16 protein-coding genes are annotated in these 19,017 nt (G+C 58.9%); 6 read left to right on the top strand and 10 right to left on the bottom strand.

The features are described from left to right. Positions 1-11: 11 nt before the first annotated feature. From HKD28_RS08545 to fzlA, 3 genes are all read right to left on the bottom strand, one after another. A complete protein-coding gene (locus tag HKD28_RS08545) occupies positions 12-257 on the bottom strand; it encodes a hypothetical protein (RefSeq protein ID WP_099286928.1) in 246 nt (81 codons plus the stop codon). 123 nt (positions 258-380) lie between these two features. After that, on the bottom strand, positions 381-1,556 hold the full coding sequence (locus HKD28_RS08540; protein ID WP_194268025.1) for a BaiN/RdsA family NAD(P)/FAD-dependent oxidoreductase: 1,176 nt from the start codon (positions 1,554-1,556) through the stop codon (positions 381-383). A gap of 11 nt (positions 1,557-1,567) precedes the next feature. After that, a complete protein-coding gene (gene fzlA / locus HKD28_RS08535; RefSeq protein ID WP_194262291.1) occupies positions 1,568-2,236 on the bottom strand; it encodes an FtsZ-binding protein FzlA in 669 nt (222 codons plus the stop codon). 77 nt (positions 2,237-2,313) lie between these two features. Between fzlA and minC the strand changes: the two genes are divergently transcribed. The 4 genes from minC (at position 2,314) to HKD28_RS08515 (ending at position 4,698) form a co-directional block, all read left to right on the top strand. Then, positions 2,314-3,042, top strand: coding sequence for a septum site-determining protein MinC (gene minC, locus HKD28_RS08530; RefSeq protein WP_194262290.1), 729 nt, complete (start codon positions 2,314-2,316; stop codon positions 3,040-3,042). A gap of 149 nt (positions 3,043-3,191) precedes the next feature. Beyond that, complete coding sequence (gene minD, locus HKD28_RS08525) at positions 3,192-4,004, top strand: septum site-determining protein MinD (protein WP_062027254.1); 813 nt, start codon at positions 3,192-3,194, stop codon at positions 4,002-4,004. Positions 4,005-4,008: 4 nt separating this feature from the next. Next, positions 4,009-4,290 (top strand): cell division topological specificity factor MinE, encoded by a 282-nt coding sequence (minE, locus tag HKD28_RS08520; RefSeq protein ID WP_099286930.1) that lies wholly within the window; start codon positions 4,009-4,011, stop codon positions 4,288-4,290. A gap of 48 nt (positions 4,291-4,338) precedes the next feature. Continuing rightward, complete coding sequence (locus HKD28_RS08515) at positions 4,339-4,698, top strand: YidB family protein (protein ID WP_194267929.1); 360 nt, start codon at positions 4,339-4,341, stop codon at positions 4,696-4,698. A 74-nt stretch (positions 4,699-4,772) separates the two neighbouring features. On the opposite strand, the gene HKD28_RS08510 is transcribed toward HKD28_RS08515, so the two are convergent. Next, positions 4,773-5,969, bottom strand: coding sequence for an SMP-30/gluconolactonase/LRE family protein (locus HKD28_RS08510; RefSeq protein WP_194267928.1), 1,197 nt, complete (start codon positions 5,967-5,969; stop codon positions 4,773-4,775). A 257-nt stretch (positions 5,970-6,226) separates the two neighbouring features. Between HKD28_RS08510 and HKD28_RS08505 the strand changes: the two genes are divergently transcribed. Then, positions 6,227-8,665: a TonB-dependent receptor plug domain-containing protein gene (locus HKD28_RS08505; RefSeq protein ID WP_407925767.1), complete on the top strand. Its 2,439-nt coding sequence runs from the start codon at positions 6,227-6,229 to the stop codon at positions 8,663-8,665. 52 nt (positions 8,666-8,717) lie between these two features. Here HKD28_RS08505 and holA read toward each other — a convergent pair whose 3' ends face one another. The 5 genes from holA to HKD28_RS08480 all read right to left on the bottom strand — a co-directional run bounded on the left by holA (position 8,718) and on the right by HKD28_RS08480 (position 15,758). Continuing rightward, positions 8,718-9,719 carry a DNA polymerase III subunit delta gene (gene holA, locus HKD28_RS08500; protein WP_194268023.1) on the bottom strand — a complete coding sequence of 334 codons (1,002 nt, stop codon included), beginning with the start codon at positions 9,717-9,719 and terminating at the stop codon, positions 8,718-8,720. A 3-nt stretch (positions 9,720-9,722) separates the two neighbouring features. Beyond that, a complete protein-coding gene (locus HKD28_RS08495; protein WP_194267927.1) occupies positions 9,723-10,394 on the bottom strand; it encodes a hypothetical protein in 672 nt (223 codons plus the stop codon). Next, entirely contained in the window at positions 10,394-12,991 is a 2,598-nt protein-coding gene (gene leuS, locus HKD28_RS08490; protein WP_194267926.1) for a leucine--tRNA ligase, read from the bottom strand. The genes HKD28_RS08495 and leuS overlap by 1 nt, the downstream gene beginning before the upstream one ends. A 7-nt stretch (positions 12,992-12,998) precedes the next feature. Further along, on the bottom strand, positions 12,999-13,517 hold the full coding sequence (locus tag HKD28_RS08485; RefSeq protein WP_235993380.1) for a DUF3576 domain-containing protein: 519 nt from the start codon (positions 13,515-13,517) through the stop codon (positions 12,999-13,001). A gap of 132 nt (positions 13,518-13,649) precedes the next feature. Then, positions 13,650-15,758, bottom strand: a complete 2,109-nt coding sequence (locus tag HKD28_RS08480) for an AfsR/SARP family transcriptional regulator (protein ID WP_207728925.1) — start codon at positions 15,756-15,758, stop codon at positions 13,650-13,652. Between the two features lie 896 nt (positions 15,759-16,654). Here HKD28_RS08480 and acs point away from each other — a divergent pair. Then, positions 16,655-18,562, top strand: a complete 1,908-nt coding sequence (gene acs / locus HKD28_RS08475) for an acetate--CoA ligase (protein ID WP_194267924.1) — start codon at positions 16,655-16,657, stop codon at positions 18,560-18,562. Between the two features lie 21 nt (positions 18,563-18,583). Here acs and HKD28_RS08470 read toward each other — a convergent pair whose 3' ends face one another. Next, entirely contained in the window at positions 18,584-18,895 is a 312-nt protein-coding gene (locus HKD28_RS08470) for a hypothetical protein (RefSeq protein ID WP_194262407.1), read from the bottom strand. Positions 18,896-19,017: the final 122 nt, after the last annotated feature.

Genomic DNA, 19,017 nt, shown 5'->3' with positions numbered 1-19,017 from the left:
CAATGCCGCGCTTACGGCTGATGGATATTTCCGTAAGACGCTGCCCCCAGACCGGGGCAGGAACACGGCGCGCCAAGCGGAACCTGCGTCGGCATCTTGCAGGTATAGATCCCGGCCTTGCAGGTGTAGCCATAGCCGGCGATGGGCGTTCCCGGCGCAATCGGCCCGGGCGCTGCTGTCCCGACACATGCGCCCAGCCCCAGAAAAGACAGACCTGCCGCAGTACGCAGAACATGACGGAAAACGGAACGAGACATAATGGATGTGTCCTTACATCGGCTAGGGTGAAAACCGGTCCTTAGAGAAGCGCAAACGGATCGCCACGTCATCGGTTTCCGCCTGATCGAACGCCAGCATGGCAATCCTGTGGCAATGCCACCTCAGCGATGCCCGCCTGCGGCCTGCCCTGCCGCCACACCGCTGGCCCAAGCCCACTGGAAATTGTGTCCGCCAAGCCAGCCCGTGACGTCCACAGCTTCTCCGATCGCGTAAAGCCCGGGAATTTCCCGGGCTTCCAGCGTCTGGGACGACAGATCCCGCGTGTCGATCCCGCCACGCATGACTTCCGCCTTGGCGTAGCCCTCCGTCCCGGCGGGACGAAGCTGCCAGTTCGAAATCCGCTCAGCCAGTGCCTTGATCGCACGGTCCGGCTGGTTCGCCAGCATCGTATCGCCCATTCCCACCGCCAGAGCACGCGCCAGCCGTTGGGGCAGAGCTTCCAGCAGGCTCGGCGGGAGCGCTTTCGGACGGTCTTTTTTAACCTTCAGCAACACGTTCAGCGCATTCTGCCCTGGCAGCAGATCAATCTGCGCCGCATCACCGTTTTCCAGATAGGACGAAATCTGCAAAATCGCCGGACCTGACACGCCGCGATGGGTGAAGACCATCCCGTCCTCAAAGCGCGGCCCTTTCTTGCCCACCCGCGCCACAATCGGCAGCGAAACGCCTGCAAGCTCCGGATCGGCATCTTCCAGAACCAGCGGCACGAGCGCCGGGGCCGTCGGCACCACGCGCAGTCCGAACTTCCGCGCCAGCCGTAACGACAGATCAGAAGCCCCGAGCTTGGGAATGGACAGCCCACCCGTCGCAAGGATCACAGAGCCCGTGCGGATCTCGCCGCCATCCGTGACGACAATAAATCCGTGCTCTGCCCGGCGCACGTCCAGAATCCGCGTCTGCACCCTAAATTCGCAGCCAGCGGCCCGACATTCCGAAACCAGCATATCCACGATCTGCCCGGCCGAGCCATCACAGAAAAGCTGTCCACGCGCCTTCTCGTGCCAGGCAATGCCATAGCGGTTCACGAGTTTCAGAAAATCCTGCGGCGTATAGCGTGCCAGCGCGGAGCGGGCGAAATGACGGTTCTGGGAAATGAAACAGTTCGGGCCGGTTTCGAGATGTGTGAAATTGCACCGCCCGCCGCCCGAGATCAGGATCTTGCGTCCCGGCTCCGCCCCGTGATCCAGAACCAGAACCCGCGCACCGTTCTGCCCTGCAACAGCCGCCGCCATCAGCCCCGCTGCACCGGCTCCGAGCACAATCACATCGGGGTTCATCATAGCGGCTCTCAGAAATCCAGATTGGCGTAATGCGCGGGCGGCGTGATGCCACTGACCTTGTCAGAGAGCAGGCCCCGGAAACAGGGCCGGGACTTTACCCGGGCATACCAGTCCTTCGCGGCGGGTGCCTTGGACCAGTTCACGTCGCCGATGAAATCGAGCGCCGACAGATGCGCCGCAGCCGCGAAATCCGCCAGTGACAGCGCAGGCCCCGCCAGCCAGGACCGCGTTTCCGCCAGCCAGCCGATATAATCGAGATGAAAACGCATGTTCGCATAACCGGCCCGCAGCGCATTACCGTCCGGATGGCCACGCCCGAACTGGCGCTTGTCCACCTTCTCGCCCAGAAGGTTCCGGGTGACTTCCTGTGCGAAACGGGTCTCGAACCAGTCCACGAGCCGCCGGGTTTCGACACGGTCGGCAAAAGTACGCCCCAGAAGCGGCGTATCGGGATAGGCGTCCTCCAGATATTCGCAGATGACGCGTCCGCCAGGCACGGCCAGACCATTTTCCTCAACTAGCACAGGCACTTCGCCTGCAGGGTTGAGATGCAGAAATTCCTCACGCTGCTCCCACACCCGCTCGATGACGGGTTCGAACGGGAGTCGCTTCTCGGTGAGGGCAAGCCTCACGAGACGGCATTGCGGAGAAAGTGGAAGGTGATGCAGGATACGCATTGCCACTTTCTAAGTCAGCCGATACCCGCTCACAAGAGCCTCACCGACTGCCCGACACAGGTCCGACGATTTTCACGATGCCCGATCCCGTTTCCGTACCCTCTTCAACCGCCCCCATGCGCATCCGTGCCCGTGGCCGTTCCTTCCTTGCGCTTGTCCTGTCGCCCGAGGCGCCCCTCCCCCTCTGGCTGGACGGTCTGGACTATCAGGTCGCCCGGTCCGGCGGATTGTTCACCGGAAAACCGATCATTCTGGATCTGGGTCTTCTTGATGAAAACACGCCGGGCCTTGCGACGCTTTTGGACGACATCCGGGGCCGAGGCGTCCGGATCATCGGCCTTGAAGGAGGAAGCCGTCACTGGCCGGCTGTCGCGCACTGGGACTGGCCGGAAATGCTGGACGGTGGCCGCCCTGCCGGGGAAGTCGAAATTCCGGAAGACCCGTCCACCAGCGCCGCTGGGCCGGTTTCGGGCGGTGGGACGCTCATTATCGATCAGACCGTGCGGTCGGGCCAGAGCATCCAACATATGCAGGGCGATGTGATCATCCTAGGATCGGTGTCTTCTGGTGCTGAAATCGTGGCTGCGGGTTCAATCCACGTTTACGGAACCTTGCGTGGGCGAGCGATTGCGGGCGTGGGCGGGCAGTCCCAGAGCCGTATTTTCGCCAGCCGCATGCAGGCCGAACTTCTGGCGCTCGATGGCTATTATGCCGTGACGGAAGACATCGACCCCGCCCTTCTGGGGCAGGCCGCACAGGCTGCTCTGGATGAAGACCGTGTCCGTGTTCTGCCGCTCCCCGTGTGATCCGGGCAATAACGTGATGCGGGCTGCCATGAAAGCACCCCTATTCGCAGGTTGCCGCGACGCATAAAACATTCATAGAATAAGATATCGGCCCGCGTTGGCCTGTTATGGGCAGGCGCAGACCGAAGAGACGTTTTTCTGGAGTATTCATGTCCAAGGTTCTGGTTGTCACTTCCGGCAAGGGTGGCGTCGGCAAGACGACATCGACCGCCGCGCTCGGCGCCGCTCTCGCTCAGAGCGGACAGAATGTGGTGGTGGTTGATTTCGATGTCGGGCTTCGGAACCTCGACCTGGTCATGGGCGCCGAACGCCGGGTGGTTTTCGATCTCATCAATGTCGTGCAGGGCGATGCCCGCCTGTCGCAGGCGCTGATCCGCGACAAGCGCTGCGAAACCCTGTCGATCCTTCCGGCCTCCCAGACCCGGGACAAGGACGCCCTGACCTCCGAGGGCGTCGCCCGCGTGATGGATGAGCTTCGGGAGAAGTTCGACTGGGTGATCTGCGACAGCCCGGCCGGTATCGAACGTGGCGCGCAGCTTGCCATGTATCACGCCGATATGGCCGTGATCGTCACCAATCCCGAAGTCAGCTCGGTGCGTGACTCCGACCGGATCATCGGCCTGCTCGACAGCAAGACCAAGAAGGCCGAGCAGGGCGAGAAGGTCGACAAGCATCTGCTTCTGACCCGCTATGACCCGGCTCGTGCGGCACGAAAAGAAATGCTGAGCGTCGAGGACGTCCTCGAGATCCTCTCCATTCCGCTGCTCGGCATCGTCCCGGAGAGCGAGGACGTGCTGAAGTCCTCCAATGTCGGCGCGCCTGTCACTCTGGCTGCGCCCACAAGCCTTCCTGCCCGCGCTTATTTCGAAGCAGCCCGTCGCTTGAGCGGCGAGAAGCTCGAAGTCTCGGTACCCGTCGAAAAGCGCGGTTTCCTTGACTGGCTTTTCAAGAGGGACGCATGAGTTCATGAGTTTTCTCGCAAACATCTTCGCGCGTCGCCAGCAGTCCAGCAGCGTCGCCAAGGATCGGCTCCAGATCCTCCTCGCCCATGAACGCAGCGCAGGCGGTGAGAGCGGCGAGTCCGATCTGATCCGCCAGCTTCACAAGGAAATCATGGAAGTCATCGCACGCCATGTCGCCGTTGATCAGGACAAGGTCCAGATCAAGGTTGATCGTGGCAGCGGCTGCTCCATGCTCGAAATCGACGTCGAAGTTCCGCAGGAACTCAGCGGCAAACGGACTTCGTAACACAACTGCGGCCCGAAACGCCGCGTCTGAAAGAACGGAACAACACGGATGAGCGGCTTTCTCGGAAACCTCATGAACCAGGCTGTAGGCGCGATCGGCGGCCAGCTGGGTGACAAGTTTGGCGGCAGCATCGGCGAATTCCTCAAGGGCGATGGCCTCAACATGCTCATCAGTCAGGCCCAGAGCGCCGGTCTGACCGACAAGATCCATTCCTGGATCGGCAATGGCGAGAACCTGCCCATCACCACTGACGAACTGCGCAGCCTGCTGACGGACCAGCAGATCCAGACGATCGTCGCCAAGACGGGCCTGCCTGCCGGAACGATCCTGCCTGCGCTGGCACAGCTTCTCCCGGCTGCTGTCGACAAACACACACCCGAAGGTCAGGCACCGTCCACGACGGCCTGACATCCGGTTCAGACAGACAACAGGCCTTCAGACGCCCCGGTGGAACTGTCCACCGGGGCGTTTTGCGTTCGGGTTCAGGTTTTCTGACCGTTTGGTAGCGCATCATAAGGCTGCTTCTGTTCGATCGGAAAGCGGATCAGCAGATAGGGTGTGACCCTGCGGTCCTTACCGTCATTGAACGACGCCAGACGGTTCCACTGCCCGAACGTGCAATAAACATGATCCGCCGTTGCGAAAATGCCGTCGGGTGACAGGGCGCGTGGATCACGGAGCATCATTTTGAAAGATCCATCCTGATCGCGCCTCAGGATGCAGTCATGCTCATAATTCGTCGTGTAAAGCCGGTCATGGTCATCCAGCGCCAGTCCGTCCGCCACCCCCTTTTCGCCTTCGTCGCGGATGGCAGGCGCCAGAACCGTGTCGTCCGATGTCGGATCTGCCAGCAGGTCCACAGGCAGGCTGTAGAGCCGACGGCTGGTTAACGGCGCGAAATAGAGAGTTTTTTCGTCTTTCGTCAGGGCAATCCCATCTACGCCACCAGAGACCAGTTGGGGATGTCCGGGAATGTAACGACGGGGTTCTCCCTCCACGATGGCCAAAAAACCGGCCTCCGGCAGAATGGCGGGATGTTTGGTCAGGAGCCGCCGTGCCTGCTGGGTGGCAACATCGACAACCACAAGAGCGGGACTGGTTCCGAAAGACGAATCCGTCACGAAAACCGTCCCCTCAGCGCCGTGGGACAATGAAACCCGAAGATCGTTCATGTGACTGTCCGGCAACAGGGCGGGCGCTTTGAGAATGATTTTGTGAGCGACACGATTTGTCGTCGGGTCGATACAGACGATCTTGGCGGCTCCGGGCTGAAGAGGATGCCCGGCGCGCTTGCCGTCATCAATCACCCAGAGGCGGCCCTCACGATCCGTGGTCATGCCGTGAACGGAAACAAGGCACTCTGCCGGAGCATTGCCCGGAAGACTCATCTCGGCGTTGGGGTATGGCACGACCTTTCCGTCCACCAGTTCGCCAAGCGTTGCGCCCTTATGATCCACCGCATGGCGCGGAAAACCGACAAAGGTCCGGCCATTCGGAAGCACGACGATCCCGGAGGGACCGGGGCCGTCAAATTCGGCGACGACATCAAGCGCGCCATAGGGGCCGGTTCCGTTATCCTCGTTTCCGGCGGCCCGTGCCTGAGAACTTGGCAGGGCTGCCGTGACTGCAAGAGATGCCGGGGCTGCCGACGCTGCCTGCAGGAAATGACGTCGTTTCATGTGCATTCTCCGAAATTCATTTTCAAAACAAACCGTTTCCATAACGCCCGATCCGTGTAAGGAACGCCACAGGCCCTGCAAAATGTGATCGGAATTTTTCTGGAACCGGAAAATTATGTTGACCTTCCGCAAATACGAACCAATTTTGTGGCTCATATAAAATACTAACCTATTGCGTGGTAAAAGTGCTGACCCAGCTTTCCCTTCGTCATCTGACCCTTCTGGGCACGTCTCTTCTCGGCTCCACATTCCTCCTTGTGACCGCCGAAGGCCGTGCTGCAACACCGCAGCCAGTTCCGGCTCACTCCGTTTCAGGCGCGCATAAACAGGCGCGGACAACGCCTGCGGCCAGAAAGGCGAAGCCTGTCCAGACGCCACGGCATGAAACCGAGGTTTCGGGAGGAACAGAAGCGGTCGTCGTGACGGGAACGCGCGAGTTTGGCAAAAAGGCGCGGGATTCGATCGCTCCGGTCGATATTGTAACGAACCGCCAGTTAACAGGAACGGGTCAGCCCACGCTGCGTGACTCCCTGGCACTGCTGCTGCCTTCCCTGACCGTTCCCACAGGTGGCTTCGATGCGGGTGCGCTGACCGACAGCATTTCGCTGCGTGGCCTCAACCCCAATGAGACGCTTGTGCTGGTGGATGGCAAGAGGCGCCACACCACAGCCAATATCTATGCCGATGGCGGACCAGCGCAGGGCTCCACGCCTGTCGATATCGACATGATTCCCATGGCCATGATCGACCATATCGAAGTCCTGCGTGACGGTGCGTCCGCACAGTATGGGTCCGACGCCATTGCGGGTGTGGTCAACATCATTCTCAAGAAGCAGAACCATGGTCTGACCATGCGTTCGAACACCGGGATCACGAGCGAAGGCGATGGTTTCCAGCAGGGCGTGTTCATTGATGGCGGCCTGAACCTGAACAATCGCGGTTTTGTTCATATCGGCGGCGATTTCGTCCATCAGGACCACACTTTCCGCTCGGGGAACGACAACCGCACCCACACCGACGTCAACCAGCTTCTGGGACAGCCTGAACAGACGCGTGAAAGCGTCGCCATCAATGCGGGCTATGACATCACCGATGATATCCAGGCCTATGCCGGTGCGACCTATGCGCATCGTCATGCGGAATCCTATCAGAACTACCGCCTGCCCTCTTCGCTCGCCAAATATCCCGGCTACGCGGCGATCTATCCGTATGGCTATTCCCCCATCGAGGCTCTGGAAGAAGACGATTACGAACTGACGGCTGGCCTGAAAGGCACGCTGGCGGGCTGGCACTGGGACGTGTCGTCGGTTTTCGGTCGGGATTATGATGCTGTAAACGCCGACAGCACCACGAATGTGGGACTGTACACAGCCACGGGCGAGACGCCGACATCATTTGCCGCGCAGTCCTATAACAACACGCAATGGACAAACAGCGTCGACCTCAGCCGCAAGTTCCGGACGTCGTTCTGGCCATATGCCATCAACGTCGCAGGCGGTGCGTCCTATCGCTATGAAGCCTATGCAATCGGAACCGGCTCTCCGGCCAGCTATAACTATTCCAGCTCGGACGGCTTTCCCGGCACCAACCCGGCCAATGCCGGAAAATGGTCCCGTGACGTTGCGGCAGGCTATCTCGACATCTCCACCAACCTGATGAAGCACTGGCAGGTCGATCTTGCCGGACGCGTCGAGCATTACACGGATGTCGGCAACACCAAGACCGGCAAGATCTCTACCCGTTACGATTTCAGCCCGCGCTTCGCGATCCGCGGTACGTTCAGCAACGGTTTCCATGCCCCGACGCTGGCGCAGGAGCATTATTCCGCGCTATCCGTCTCGCCGACCGCTGCCAGTGGCATCATTGCAGCAAACTCCCCCGGTGCGCTGTCCAACGGCGCATCAGCATTGAAATCGGAGTCCTCCACGAGTGCTGAAGGCGGCATCATCGTCGAACCGATCAAGAAGCTGCATGTCACGGTCGATGTGTACCAGATCGATCTGCGAGACCGGATCATGCCGGGCGGCTCGATCTATGGCGACCAGGCCCGCAAGGCTCTCCTCGCCGATAATTTCAAACTCCCGCCGGAAGCTTCTACTTGGACCGGCAGTCAGCTCGCCACGCACTGGTTTGCCAATGTCGCCAACACCCGGACGCAGGGACTTGACCTGACAGCAACCTATCCGACCGATTTCGGACGTTATGGCCATGCGGACTGGGATGTTGCGATCAACCTCAACCGCACGCGCCTGCGCCATCAGGCCAGCAGCTCGAATGGCACGCCGCTTCTGACGGCGCAGTATATCGCCTACATCACCACCGCATATCCGCGCAGCAAGATCATCTTCGGCGGGACCTGGCATTCCGCGCGCAACAAATGGGCGGTCTCCGTCCATGAGATCCGTTACGGCGAGACGACGTCCCAACTCACCTATTACACAGGGCCCTACGCCTACTCCACGAGCCACTATCTGGAATTCCAGAATGTGCCGAAATGGACGACGAATGCTTCCGTGACCTACAATATCAGTCCCAAATGGAGCGCCACGATTGGGGGTAACAATATCTTCGCCAAGTTCCCGTCTGTGGTGCCTGAAGGAAACCGTTATCTCGGCGTGCCCAAGTACTACATGAGCACATCGCAGCTCGGCATGAACGGCGGATATTATTACCTGGACGTTTCGGCGCGCTTCTAAGCCGTATCGGGGCATGCGAAGAGGAGCGCATGTCCCAAACCAGCTTGTTAAATCAGGCTTTTCGAACTGTACAAAGCGACGCGATATGGCGTCTGCATAGCGCCATATCGGGCGAAGCGCTCTGCTTGCAGGCCAGTTCGAAAGCCTGTGTTTCCCGTGCTGCCAGTGCCAGCGCCGGGAGAGACCAGCGATCCAGTGCCTGACCGAAAGCCGCGGTGCGTTTGAAAAATACAGGCGGCTTCAGGGCCTTCATGGCTTCAGCCCGCCCCTGCCCGTCCTGCACAGCCTGAGCAACTTTCTGAAGCCGCACCAGCACACCCAGAACCGTACGCGCCACCGCTACAGGATTTGCCCCATCAGCCAGAGCCCGTTCGAGCGCCTGATCGGCCATCATGCGATTTCCGCACAGAGCCGAAAACGCCGCATCTTCCAGAGAATTACCACCGGCATCGCCAACGCAGTCCTGAACAGCCTGCACATCAAGACGGCCATTCGGCCCGGCATACAGCAGAAGTTTTTCAACTTCCCCCCTCACCCCGCTGCGGTCAGACCCCAGCACGCCCAGAAGCCAGATAAGGGCATCGCGATCAATGGTGACGCCCGCCTGAGCCAGTGCTTCCGTCACAGTTTGGGAAAGAGCGCGCCCCTCTTCGGGGTAGCAGGCGATGGACGCAACCTGTTTGTGGGCTTCCGCCAGAGCACGCAGCTTCGAGCGTGCTGTAATCCCCGGAGCTTCGAGCACGACCAGAGCGTCCGTATCTGCGTCCAGTACCCGTTTGAATAGGGGAGCAAGGCTATCCTGCCCGTCCCGCACCCAGACGACACGCCGGCCCCCGATCAGGGAGAGCGCGGTGGCTTCTTCTTCAAGACGGTCCTGCGTTTCCCGATCAAGCTGCGCCACCTGAAACGGATCGTCCGTCGTGCCGGCAACCCGCCGGACCGCCTGCGCAGCCCGTTCCCGGATAAGGCCGGTATCCTCTCCATGAAGCACGATCGCCCGCCAGGAGCCGGCATCATCCAGTGTTCGCCCAATATTCCGCGCGTCGATTTTCACCACTTACTGGGCGGATGTGCTGGTCGTGCTACGGGACAGACGGCCGGTGGCAGATGCCGGGAAGCCGTCAACGCCCGTCCGATCCGTCGCTGCGTTCCCGTTGTCGTCAGGCATCCGGTCTGTGTTCAGATAGCGCGGCAGTTCATCGGGAGCCGCTTTCTCGGGCATGTTATGACTGCGGAACCAGATCGCGAGCTGCTGCGTCACGGTCTGTGCCAGCGTATCGGAAACACGCGCCTGAAGAGTTTCATCATTCAAGGTTTGAGCAAAATACTGCTCGAAACTCGTATTAAAACCATCCAGCGTCGTCGCATCACCCTGCGCCAGCATACGCGGGTTCTGCTCCACCGTTATAAGCACCCAATGCGCCGAACCCGTACTGCGTGTCCGGCCCGAGGTGTTATCCTGATGGATGTCGACAGCTTCCTCATTCATGCTGGAATAGACTTTCAGCATGTATTTGTGAGGATCTTCCGGCCCGGCGCCCGCCAGATTTTTCTGCAAAGCCAGACGCAGCAACTGGCCGTAACGCCCTGGAATATTGTCCACATAAACCTGGGCCAACTCTTCCGACATATCGGTTTTTGGCGTCAGCTTTCCATAGAGGGGTGAGAAACCACACCCCCCCAGCAGAAGACAAGCCGTGAGCAGAAAAGTGCCGCGACGGTCAGACATCACCCGGCAACCACGAAGTTGACGATCCGGTTCGGAACATGAATTTCCTTCACCAGACGCTTTCCTTCAAGCAGACGCGCCACGTTCGGCTCGTTTTTGGCGGCGGCAAGCACATCGTCTTTCGGTGCGTCCGGCGGAACCTCAATGGTCCCGCGCAGCTTACCGAGGATCTGCACGCCAATCGTCACACTCTGGACGGCAAGCCACTGTTCTTCGGCTTCCGGCCATGGACGATCCACGACCAGTGCACTTCCCGGCTCCAGAATCGCCATCATGTCTTCCGCAAGATGCGGCATCATCGGTGCTGTCAACAGACACAGGACCTGCGCCGCTTCACGGCGGGCCGCCGCGATGCCGTCTCCTTCAAGACGCTCGGCCTCGGCCAGTGCCGAGGTCAGTTCATGCAGACGCGCCACAGCAACATTTGGCGTAAAGGCTTCAAGCGCCTCACCTACAGCGACGATGGCCCTATGGGTCACACGACGCAGATCTTCCCCGACGGGACCGTGGATGCTCTCGGCAGCATCACGGCTTGCAACCGATGCAACCAACCGATGCAGCCTCTGGCCGAAGCGGGCAGAAGCTGCCACGCCGGAGGCCGTCCACTCCATATCCCTTTCAGGCGGACTATCGGACAGAACGAACCAGCGGGCCGTGTCAGCGCCGTAATGCTCAATGATGTCGACGGGAGACACCGTATTGCGCTTGGATTTAGACATTTTTTCGGAACGGCCGATCTGCACCGGCGCTCCCGTGTCCCGACGCACAACCGTGTCACCACGACGCTCGATTTCTTCGGGATAAAGCCAGCCGCTCTCGTCACGGTAGCTTTCATGCGTCACCATACCCTGAGTGAAAAGACCGGCAAACGGTTCGTCCACATCCAGATGACCGGTTTCATGCATAGCCCGAGTGAAGAACCGTGCGTAGAGCAGATGCAGGATCGCATGCTCAATGCCGCCGATATACTGATCAACGGGAAGCCAGCCATTCGCCGCAGCCGGGACCGTCGGGGTCTCGGCATGGGGACTGGTGAAGCGGGCGAAATACCACGAACTGTCAACGAAGGTGTCGAAGGTGTCAGTTTCCCGGACAGCGGGCGTGCCGCAATGCGGGCAGTTTACATGCTTCCAGGTCGGGTGATGGTCGAGCGGATTCCCTGGACGGTCAAAGGTCACGTCTTCCGGCAGGATAACGGGAAGCTGATCGTCGGGAACAGGAACCGGACCACAGGTCTCGCAGTGAATGATGGGTATCGGGCAGCCCCAGTAGCGCTGACGAGAGATGCCCCAGTCGCGCAGGCGCCAGTTCACGACGCCTTTTCCTGCCCCCAGACCTTCGAGACGCTCGATCACCTTCGTGCGGGCGGTCGCGGGATCCAGTCCATCCAGAAAGCCTGAATTGAACAGGGTTGCATCGCCCGAAACGGCCTTTTTGCCCAGAACGAAAGTTTCAGCATCCTGTCCCGCAGGCAGCAAGACCTGCGGAACCGGCAGATCGTATTTACGGGCAAAATCAAGGTCGCGCTGATCGCCACAGGGACACCCGAAAACAGCGCCGGTACCGTAATCCATCAGCACGAAATTGGCGATCCAGACGGGAGCGGTCTTTTCAGGATCGAGCGGATTGGCAACACGCAGTCCGGTATCAAAGCCACGTTTTTCAGCAGCTTCGATCACCTCTTCCGACGTTCCGAGACGACGACATTCTTCAATAAACGCAGCGGCCTGCGGGTTGCTCTCGGCAACCTTGCGCGCCAGAGGATGCTCCGCCGAAATCCCGACGAAGCTGAGACCGAACAGCGTATCAGGGCGCGTCGTGAAGACTTCGATACTGTCCAGATCCGCATCATAGCCCACAGGAGGCTGATGGAGAGCAAAGCGCACCCGTGCGCCTTCGGAACGTCCGATCCAGCGCTCCTGCATCGTGCGGACGCGCTCGGGCCACCGGTCCAGCGTCTTGAGGTCATCCAGCAGCGGCTGGGCAAATTTCGTAATCTTCAGGAACCACTGGGAAAGCTTCTTTTTCTCGATCAGAGCCCCCGAGCGCCAGCCGCGTCCGTCGACGACCTGCTCGTTCGCAAGAACCGTCTCATCGACCGGATCCCAGTTGACCAGAGAGTCCCGGCGCTCAACTAACCCAGCCGCCAGCATATCGACGAACAGTTTCTGCTGTTTGCCGTAATATTCGGGGAGGCAGGTTGCGATCTCACGATCCCAGTCCAGCGAGAAACCAAGACGCTGGAGTGTGCCGCGCATGGCTGCGATGTTGTCCATCGTCCATTTGCCGGGATGAACATTCCGCTCACGAGCCGCATTTTCCGCCGGAAGGCCGAAGGCATCCCAGCCCATCGGATGCATGACCGCAAATCCGCGGGCCCGCTTGTAACGCGCCACCACGTCCCCGAGCGTGTAGTTCCGCACATGCCCGACGTGAAGCTGTCCGGACGGATACGGAAACATCTCCAGCACATAATATTTCGGGCGGTCGGCCGGAGGAACATCAGGAACGGCAAAAGTGTTCCGGCGTTTCCATTCATTCTGCCAGAAGGGTTCGCGGTTCTGGAAATCGAATGCGGGGGCTGGGGTATCGTTCATGTCTGGCTCAGTTGTCCCGCTCGCCATTTTCAGCGCGCAACTGACGCGCGCGCGTCAGGATACGGGTAGTGATATCGGAGGTTGTCGTTGCGGAAACAGGGGTATCTTCCCACTGCCCATCCTGAAGAACCTGCCGGAAGACGGAAACCCGCAGAGCATCCGAACGCAGGCGGCGGTCCAGAACATAGGCCGCAATTTTGAAGCGCTCATTCTGAGTGGCGGAAGGCTGGTACCAGTCCGTCAGAATGACGCCACCCACAGCATCGGCGGACGCCAGCGGCATGAACGACAGCGTATCGATCGCGCCGCGCCACAGATAGGCATTGACCCCGCCACGAAGCTCGTCGGCACCGCCTTCAGCGCCACGGTCCACGCCCAGAAGATGGTTGCGTGGAGCAGTCAGGGTGCTGGGATCACGTCCACCACCGCATGCGGAAAGCGCGGTAAGAGCCAAACATCCAAGGGCAAAGCGGGCCGCTGGTCGGTGGAAGGGTCGAAGAACGGTCAACTGGATGCGAGACATCATGGGTGGTCCTGCGGGCCGCGCCAGGGCCGGTCACAAGCAAGGATACAGACTGGCGAGGCCTGTAGCCGGCAACTTCTTGAGTGTTCATATCGCGCCGACGTCGCAAGGCCAAGCGCCTGAAGGAAGATGTTGCTATTCTGCGGCCATACCTGTCTGCCTCAGCACCTCAGCCAGTCTCGCCTGCTGTGCAGGTTTTGCAAACGCAAAGCGGCTGACAACTCTGGAAATCGTCAGGTCAGGCACCAGACGCAGAAGATGACGACAGACCTGATGGACCTCTTCCGCTGCCCCCCCTACCTGAAGCAAAGCAACAAGGTAGTGCACCAGAGCGCTCGGATAGGATGGATACAGACCAGACATCAGTCGTCCCATTGAGATGACGTCCTGATACTCTTCGCCCAATAACAGGATCATCATGAAAACAGGCCGCAAAAGTTCAAGGAACTGAGAACGGCATCCGTTTTCCAAAAGAATCTTCACGCTACGGGTGGCGGATTTTGTTTCTCCCCGCAAAAGATTCATAACGACGCCAGCCATCAGAGCATCTGGAGAATCCTGGTGATTGCTGTCATTGCGAACGATGCTCCCGATTGCATCCTGAACAATCGATACAGCCATACCGTGCTTGGCAGGATCATACATGAGATATGCGGCCAACAGGACTTCGACCGCATGTAAATCAGGCATCAGCAAAATAGCTGCACGCACACTTCGCAGCCCACGAGCAAAGATGGAATCAGCTTCCGGGCCCCATTCATTCTGAAAACGGATATAGCAATACATCGCGTCAATAAGAGCGATCGTCCCATCATCCTTTTCACAATCGACAGCACGATCCAGGAGAGAATCGATCCTGTCGAAGAGCGAAAAATCGTGCCTTAAAAGCAGTGTGAAAGCTCTTAGGGCCATTCCTAATGGAGACAGTTCGTTGTCCGGGCGCCCCGCAATACGTCGGGCTTCCGCAACGAAAATACTCCACTGCATGGCCTGCGCGGGGGCCATGATGCTGTTTTGGGCCTGCTCGGGCGCAGATGACGGAAAGTCATAATGCGTTCCCCAGATGATGACACCACCCCGTCGCACATCTAGCACACGAAGAATGAGGCGGCTGTCAGCACCATCTGTCCCGGCCCGCAGATTGCCTGAGATGATATAGTCTGCACCGAGCGCCTGGTACGCCATCGCGGCATTGATGGAATCAGAAGGAGGAGTATCGGGAGGGGAAATAATATCGAAGGTTCCCATGCTTACAAACATGAGTTCCAGTTGGTCCCGAAAAGTCTGTCCATGCCGCACAAGGCTCTCATCGGCACAGGAGGGAGCCAGAAAAACCAGCGAGATCTTACGCAATTCTGCTTCGGGGAAATGGGAGGAAGCGTAATGCGGCGGCAATGTCAGCATCGGGTCTGACCGCTGCATGGCAACAGAAAAAAGCGCATCCGAACCGGACGGGAGCAGCGTCGGCTGGGACGATATCTTCAGGTGTTCACTACTGGAGTTTTCAGCCCCGATACCATTGAGCAGCGTCTGTGTTGCGGGAGCAAAACTATGCCCCTCGACACTTCCAAAAATACAGATCATCTGCTCGGCAAGTGCCGCTGCCCGTGCCTGATCCCCACGATGAAGAGCCGTCTGTACTCGCGCGCGCCAGGCAACTTCGTTGAGGCTATCGAACCTCAGAAGGCGTTCGGCTATTTCTTCAACCTGATCCGGATCCGTCAATTCTCGGACAGCACTTTCATAAAGCTGCCGAAGATGAGTTGTAAGGCGCTCCCTTTGCTGGCCGATCCACTCATCAAGCGCGGGATCCACGCCTACCAGTTCGCCGAGCAGAGGTTCGCTTGGCAGGGCTACACTGTCGATCGTTCGAAGACTGGCTGTTAGAAGCCTTTCAGCGTCCACAGACGTCAGCGCAGGCTTCAGGGCAAGAGAATGCCTCTGAACGTCGATGACCTCCACACCCAGCGGACTTAACGCGTCGAGAAGACGATGTATTTCCTGCCGGAGAGAAGCACGGGCCATGTCTTCGGGGCGTTGGCTCCACAGAAGTTCCGCCAGCCGGGATCGCAGGACAGGTTTTCGGTCAGCAAGAGCAAGAATGGCCAAGAGCGCCCGCGTCTTGCCCCCCACAGGAAGAACACTCCCTCCCGTAAGAGTTTTCGCCTCCATCTGCCCGATCAGTTTCAGACGCAAGAGGGTTGGATCAGCTTCTCGGACATAACGGGCTGAACTGTCCATCATCTTCATTATCCCCACGGTCAGCGCCCCATTGCCGAAAGCACAGAACCATCAAACCGCTTCAATATATCGTCGCAAGCAACGCAGATCATGGCCATTCTCAACTCTGTCAAACCCGCAAAACCCCTCACTCAAGAGATATATATGTAGGATGCCAGAGGCGAATACGCTCTATCCTACTCAGGATTTGGTGCTACCAGAAAAACAGCCCTCCTCCCCCTTGGCAGGAAAGAAGTGCACTGCAAGTGCCGTAGCAGAAGCACCGCCTCCAAGAATACCCGCAAAAGGTTTAAATAGCCTAAACAAACCCTGCCATTTTCTCCTTACCTGCGCATCGCGGATGTGACAGTTCGGATTCTCCGGCTTCTCCTGATGCAGAGCATCCGTAATTTCACTCTCCTTCGAATATGATACAGGCATGGTTGCAGAGACAGCATAACCGCGATATCAGCGAGATGGTTTGTCCGCGTAGCTCAGCAGGATAGAGCACAGGATTCCTAAGGTTTGAATTGGGCGCCATGAGGGGAAACCGCATGGTGGATTTGCTCAAATTCGGGGAACGCTCTGATCGTCTTGATCGTGCCAATCCCGAGCCAAGCGTTCCGGTGCGCTGGAACGAAGGTGTAGAGACTGTACGGGCAACACCTTGACTGTGTTTTTCGCAGTTGTGGTGAAGAGACAGTCCAGACCACGAACATGCTTCGCAGCATGGCGGTGAAAACCGAAGTGGTAAGAATCCTGGGGCCGGAGGTTCGAATCCTCTCGCGGACACCACCAATCCCTTGCGGAGCTTTTCTGCAAGAAGACAGAAATTCTCTCTGTTTCAGAACCTGCAAGCCAAATATATAACAGCAGTCTGCTCTGTGGCGTCTGCTTTTTGTGCGTAAGGTTTCAGGTTTATGCCCTCCTCTCCTCACTCTCATTCATTCCGCCTGACACCGACGGATTATAACGCTCTGGTGGAACGGGCGACTGCCGGGCCCGAGCTTTACTGGATGCGCGAAAGCGAAAGACTGTCCTGGAACACCGTGCCGACGCACGCCCAGAGCGAACAGCAGGGCTGGTTTCCCGGTGGAACGCTCAATGCAAGCGTCAATTGCCTGGACCGCCACCTCGAAACCCGCGGCGATCAGAAAGCCCTGATCTGGCAGGCTGAGGACGCCGGGCGCGTCCTGACCTTTACGTATAAAACCCTTCATGAACATGTCTGCCGGATGACGAACGTCCTGCGGCAGCAGGGCATTCAGGCGGGGGATCGGGTTGCCATTCACCTGCCTTCCGTTCCCGAAGGCCTGATCGCCATGCTCGCCTGCGCGCGGATCGGCGCGATCCATGTGGTGCTTTTCGGCGGCTTCTCCCCAGAGGCGATCGCGGACAGACTGGCTGACAGCGGGGCGGTTCTGGTGATCACGGCCAATGTCGGGCGGCGGGGCCCTAAAAGAATTCCGTTCAAGGCCACACTGGATGCGGCGCTTGACCTCCGGCCGGACACCCTTGCCGTCAACACTGTTCTGGTCGTGGGCGTGACGGACGACGAGATAGGTATGAAGCCTGAGCGCGACAGATGGCTTGCCCCCCTTCTGGACAAGGCCGCCTCAGATTGTGCGCCTCAGAACATGCCCTCCTCGGCTCCGCTTTTCCTGCTTTACACGTCGGGCAGTACCGGCAAGCCCAAAGGCATCGTGCATGGAACGGGTGGATATCTGGTCTGGGCGTCCTACACCCATGAACTGGTGTTTGATCATCAGGACGGAGACATCTTCTGGTGCACGGCTGATATCGGCTGGATCACTGGCCACACTTACGGAGTTTATGGCCCTCTCCTGAACGGCGGGACGGTTCTCCTGTTCGAGGGAATGCCGTCGTATCCCGGACCGGGCCGCTGGTGGAATGTGATTCAGGATCACAAGGTGACGACCTTCTACACGTCTCCAACCGCCATTCGTGCGCTCATGCGGGAAGGCGATGAGGTCGTGCAGCGTTATGACCTGTCGTCTCTGCGTGTTCTGGGGACTGTGGGAGAACCTATCAGTCAGGAAGCCTGGTCCTGGTTCAACGATCATGTCGGTGGCGGGCGCTGCGCTTTCGTTGACACCTGGTGGCAGACGGAAAGCGGCGGCATCATGATTTCTCCCGTTCCGGGCGCCGTTCGTGAAAAGCCCGCCTCAGCAACGCTCCCCCTCCCCGGCGTGCATCCGGTTCTTCTGAACGAACAAGGCGTGCCTCGCGAAGGAGCCACAGAAGGCGTACTTTGCCTCAAGGGATCGTGGCCCGGCCGCGCGCTCTCCATCTGGAACGATGATGCTCTTTTCGAGCGCACCTATCTTCAGCCCTATGCCGGATATTATTTCACGGGTGACGGCGCGCGTCGTGATGAAGATGGATACTACTGGATTACCGGGCGGGTGGATGACGTCATCAATGTCTCGGGACACCGGATCGGCTCTGCTGAAATCGAGGATGCACTGGCGACTGAACTGACCATCGCGGAGAGTGCAGCAATCGGGATCCCGCATGATCTCAAAGGACAGGGAATTGTCGTTTACGTCGTCCCGCGCGACAACGCTCCCGACGATCTTCATGTCCGGGCTGCAAAAGCGATTACGTCAAAAGTGGGTCGCTATGCGGCGCCCGAGCACATCCATGTTGTGCCGGATCTGCCCAAGACCCGTTCCGGAAAAAGCGTTCGCCGTCTGCTCCGCAAGATTGCCTGTGGCGAGACTGAAGGATTTGGCGATCTGTCCACCCTCGCCGATCCCGAAATCGTGGAGACGCTGATCCGCATCATCCAGACGCCAGCGGACTGACTGGTCCGCAATTGGCGGCGTTCAGATATCGGTCGTCGCGCTCGATGTCTGAACCGGGATGAGCGCATCGCTCAGAACGCCGAAGACGACATGTACGAAATAGACGGAAAACGCAGCGACCAGCAGAACGGCAAACAGTTTTCCGAAAACTCTGAACGCCCCGAGAATCAGCCCACCCAGCAGCAGAAACAGCAGAACAGTCTGGATCTGTCCCTGTATTCCTAGGCTGCTCAGCACGGAACGGGCCATGACCTCGATGATCGCCACGCCGGCCACCACAACGCCCAGCAGGCCCAGGATCAGACCCCACAACGTATCGAGTATGGATTGCATCACGTAAGCTGGCACCGATAGAAAGAGGACAAGATCACTCCACAAAGCCATTCTCCGTGGCTTTGGTCAACTGTCATCTGCTGTGGGGATAGACGAATGTGAGGGTGACCGTTACGAAAGGT

The sequence above is a fragment of the Gluconobacter cadivus genome (genome assembly GCF_015244745.1).
Classification (GTDB): Bacteria; Pseudomonadota; Alphaproteobacteria; order Acetobacterales; family Acetobacteraceae; genus Gluconobacter; species Gluconobacter cadivus.
The sequence above is the reverse complement of the archived record's forward strand: the minus strand, read 5'-3'. Positions and strand labels throughout refer to the sequence as shown.

Excerpts from the sequence above, each read along its gene's own strand:
- minC (WP_194262290.1), top strand. The coding sequence starts at position 2,314 with ATGCCCGATCCCGTTTCCGTACCCTCTTCAACCGCCCCCATGCGCATC.
- HKD28_RS08470 (WP_194262407.1), bottom strand. The coding sequence starts at position 18,895 with ATGCAATCCATACTCGATACGTTGTGGGGTCTGATCCTGGGCCTGCTG.
- fzlA (WP_194262291.1), bottom strand. The coding sequence starts at position 2,236 with ATGCGTATCCTGCATCACCTTCCACTTTCTCCGCAATGCCGTCTCGTG.
- HKD28_RS08545 (WP_099286928.1), bottom strand. The coding sequence starts at position 257 with ATGTCTCGTTCCGTTTTCCGTCATGTTCTGCGTACTGCGGCAGGTCTG.
- HKD28_RS08485 (WP_235993380.1), bottom strand. The coding sequence starts at position 13,517 with ATGATGTCTCGCATCCAGTTGACCGTTCTTCGACCCTTCCACCGACCA.
- HKD28_RS08515 (WP_194267929.1), top strand. The coding sequence starts at position 4,339 with ATGAGCGGCTTTCTCGGAAACCTCATGAACCAGGCTGTAGGCGCGATC.
- minE (WP_099286930.1), top strand. The coding sequence starts at position 4,009 with ATGAGTTTTCTCGCAAACATCTTCGCGCGTCGCCAGCAGTCCAGCAGC.
- HKD28_RS08510 (WP_194267928.1), bottom strand. The coding sequence starts at position 5,969 with ATGAAACGACGTCATTTCCTGCAGGCAGCGTCGGCAGCCCCGGCATCT.
- minD (WP_062027254.1), top strand. The coding sequence starts at position 3,192 with ATGTCCAAGGTTCTGGTTGTCACTTCCGGCAAGGGTGGCGTCGGCAAG.
- HKD28_RS08540 (WP_194268025.1), bottom strand. The coding sequence starts at position 1,556 with ATGAACCCCGATGTGATTGTGCTCGGAGCCGGTGCAGCGGGGCTGATG.
- leuS (WP_194267926.1), bottom strand. The coding sequence starts at position 12,991 with ATGAACGATACCCCAGCCCCCGCATTCGATTTCCAGAACCGCGAACCC.
- HKD28_RS08480 (WP_207728925.1), bottom strand. The coding sequence starts at position 15,758 with ATGATGGACAGTTCAGCCCGTTATGTCCGAGAAGCTGATCCAACCCTC.
- HKD28_RS08495 (WP_194267927.1), bottom strand. The coding sequence starts at position 10,394 with ATGTCTGACCGTCGCGGCACTTTTCTGCTCACGGCTTGTCTTCTGCTG.
- acs (WP_194267924.1), top strand. The coding sequence starts at position 16,655 with ATGCCCTCCTCTCCTCACTCTCATTCATTCCGCCTGACACCGACGGAT.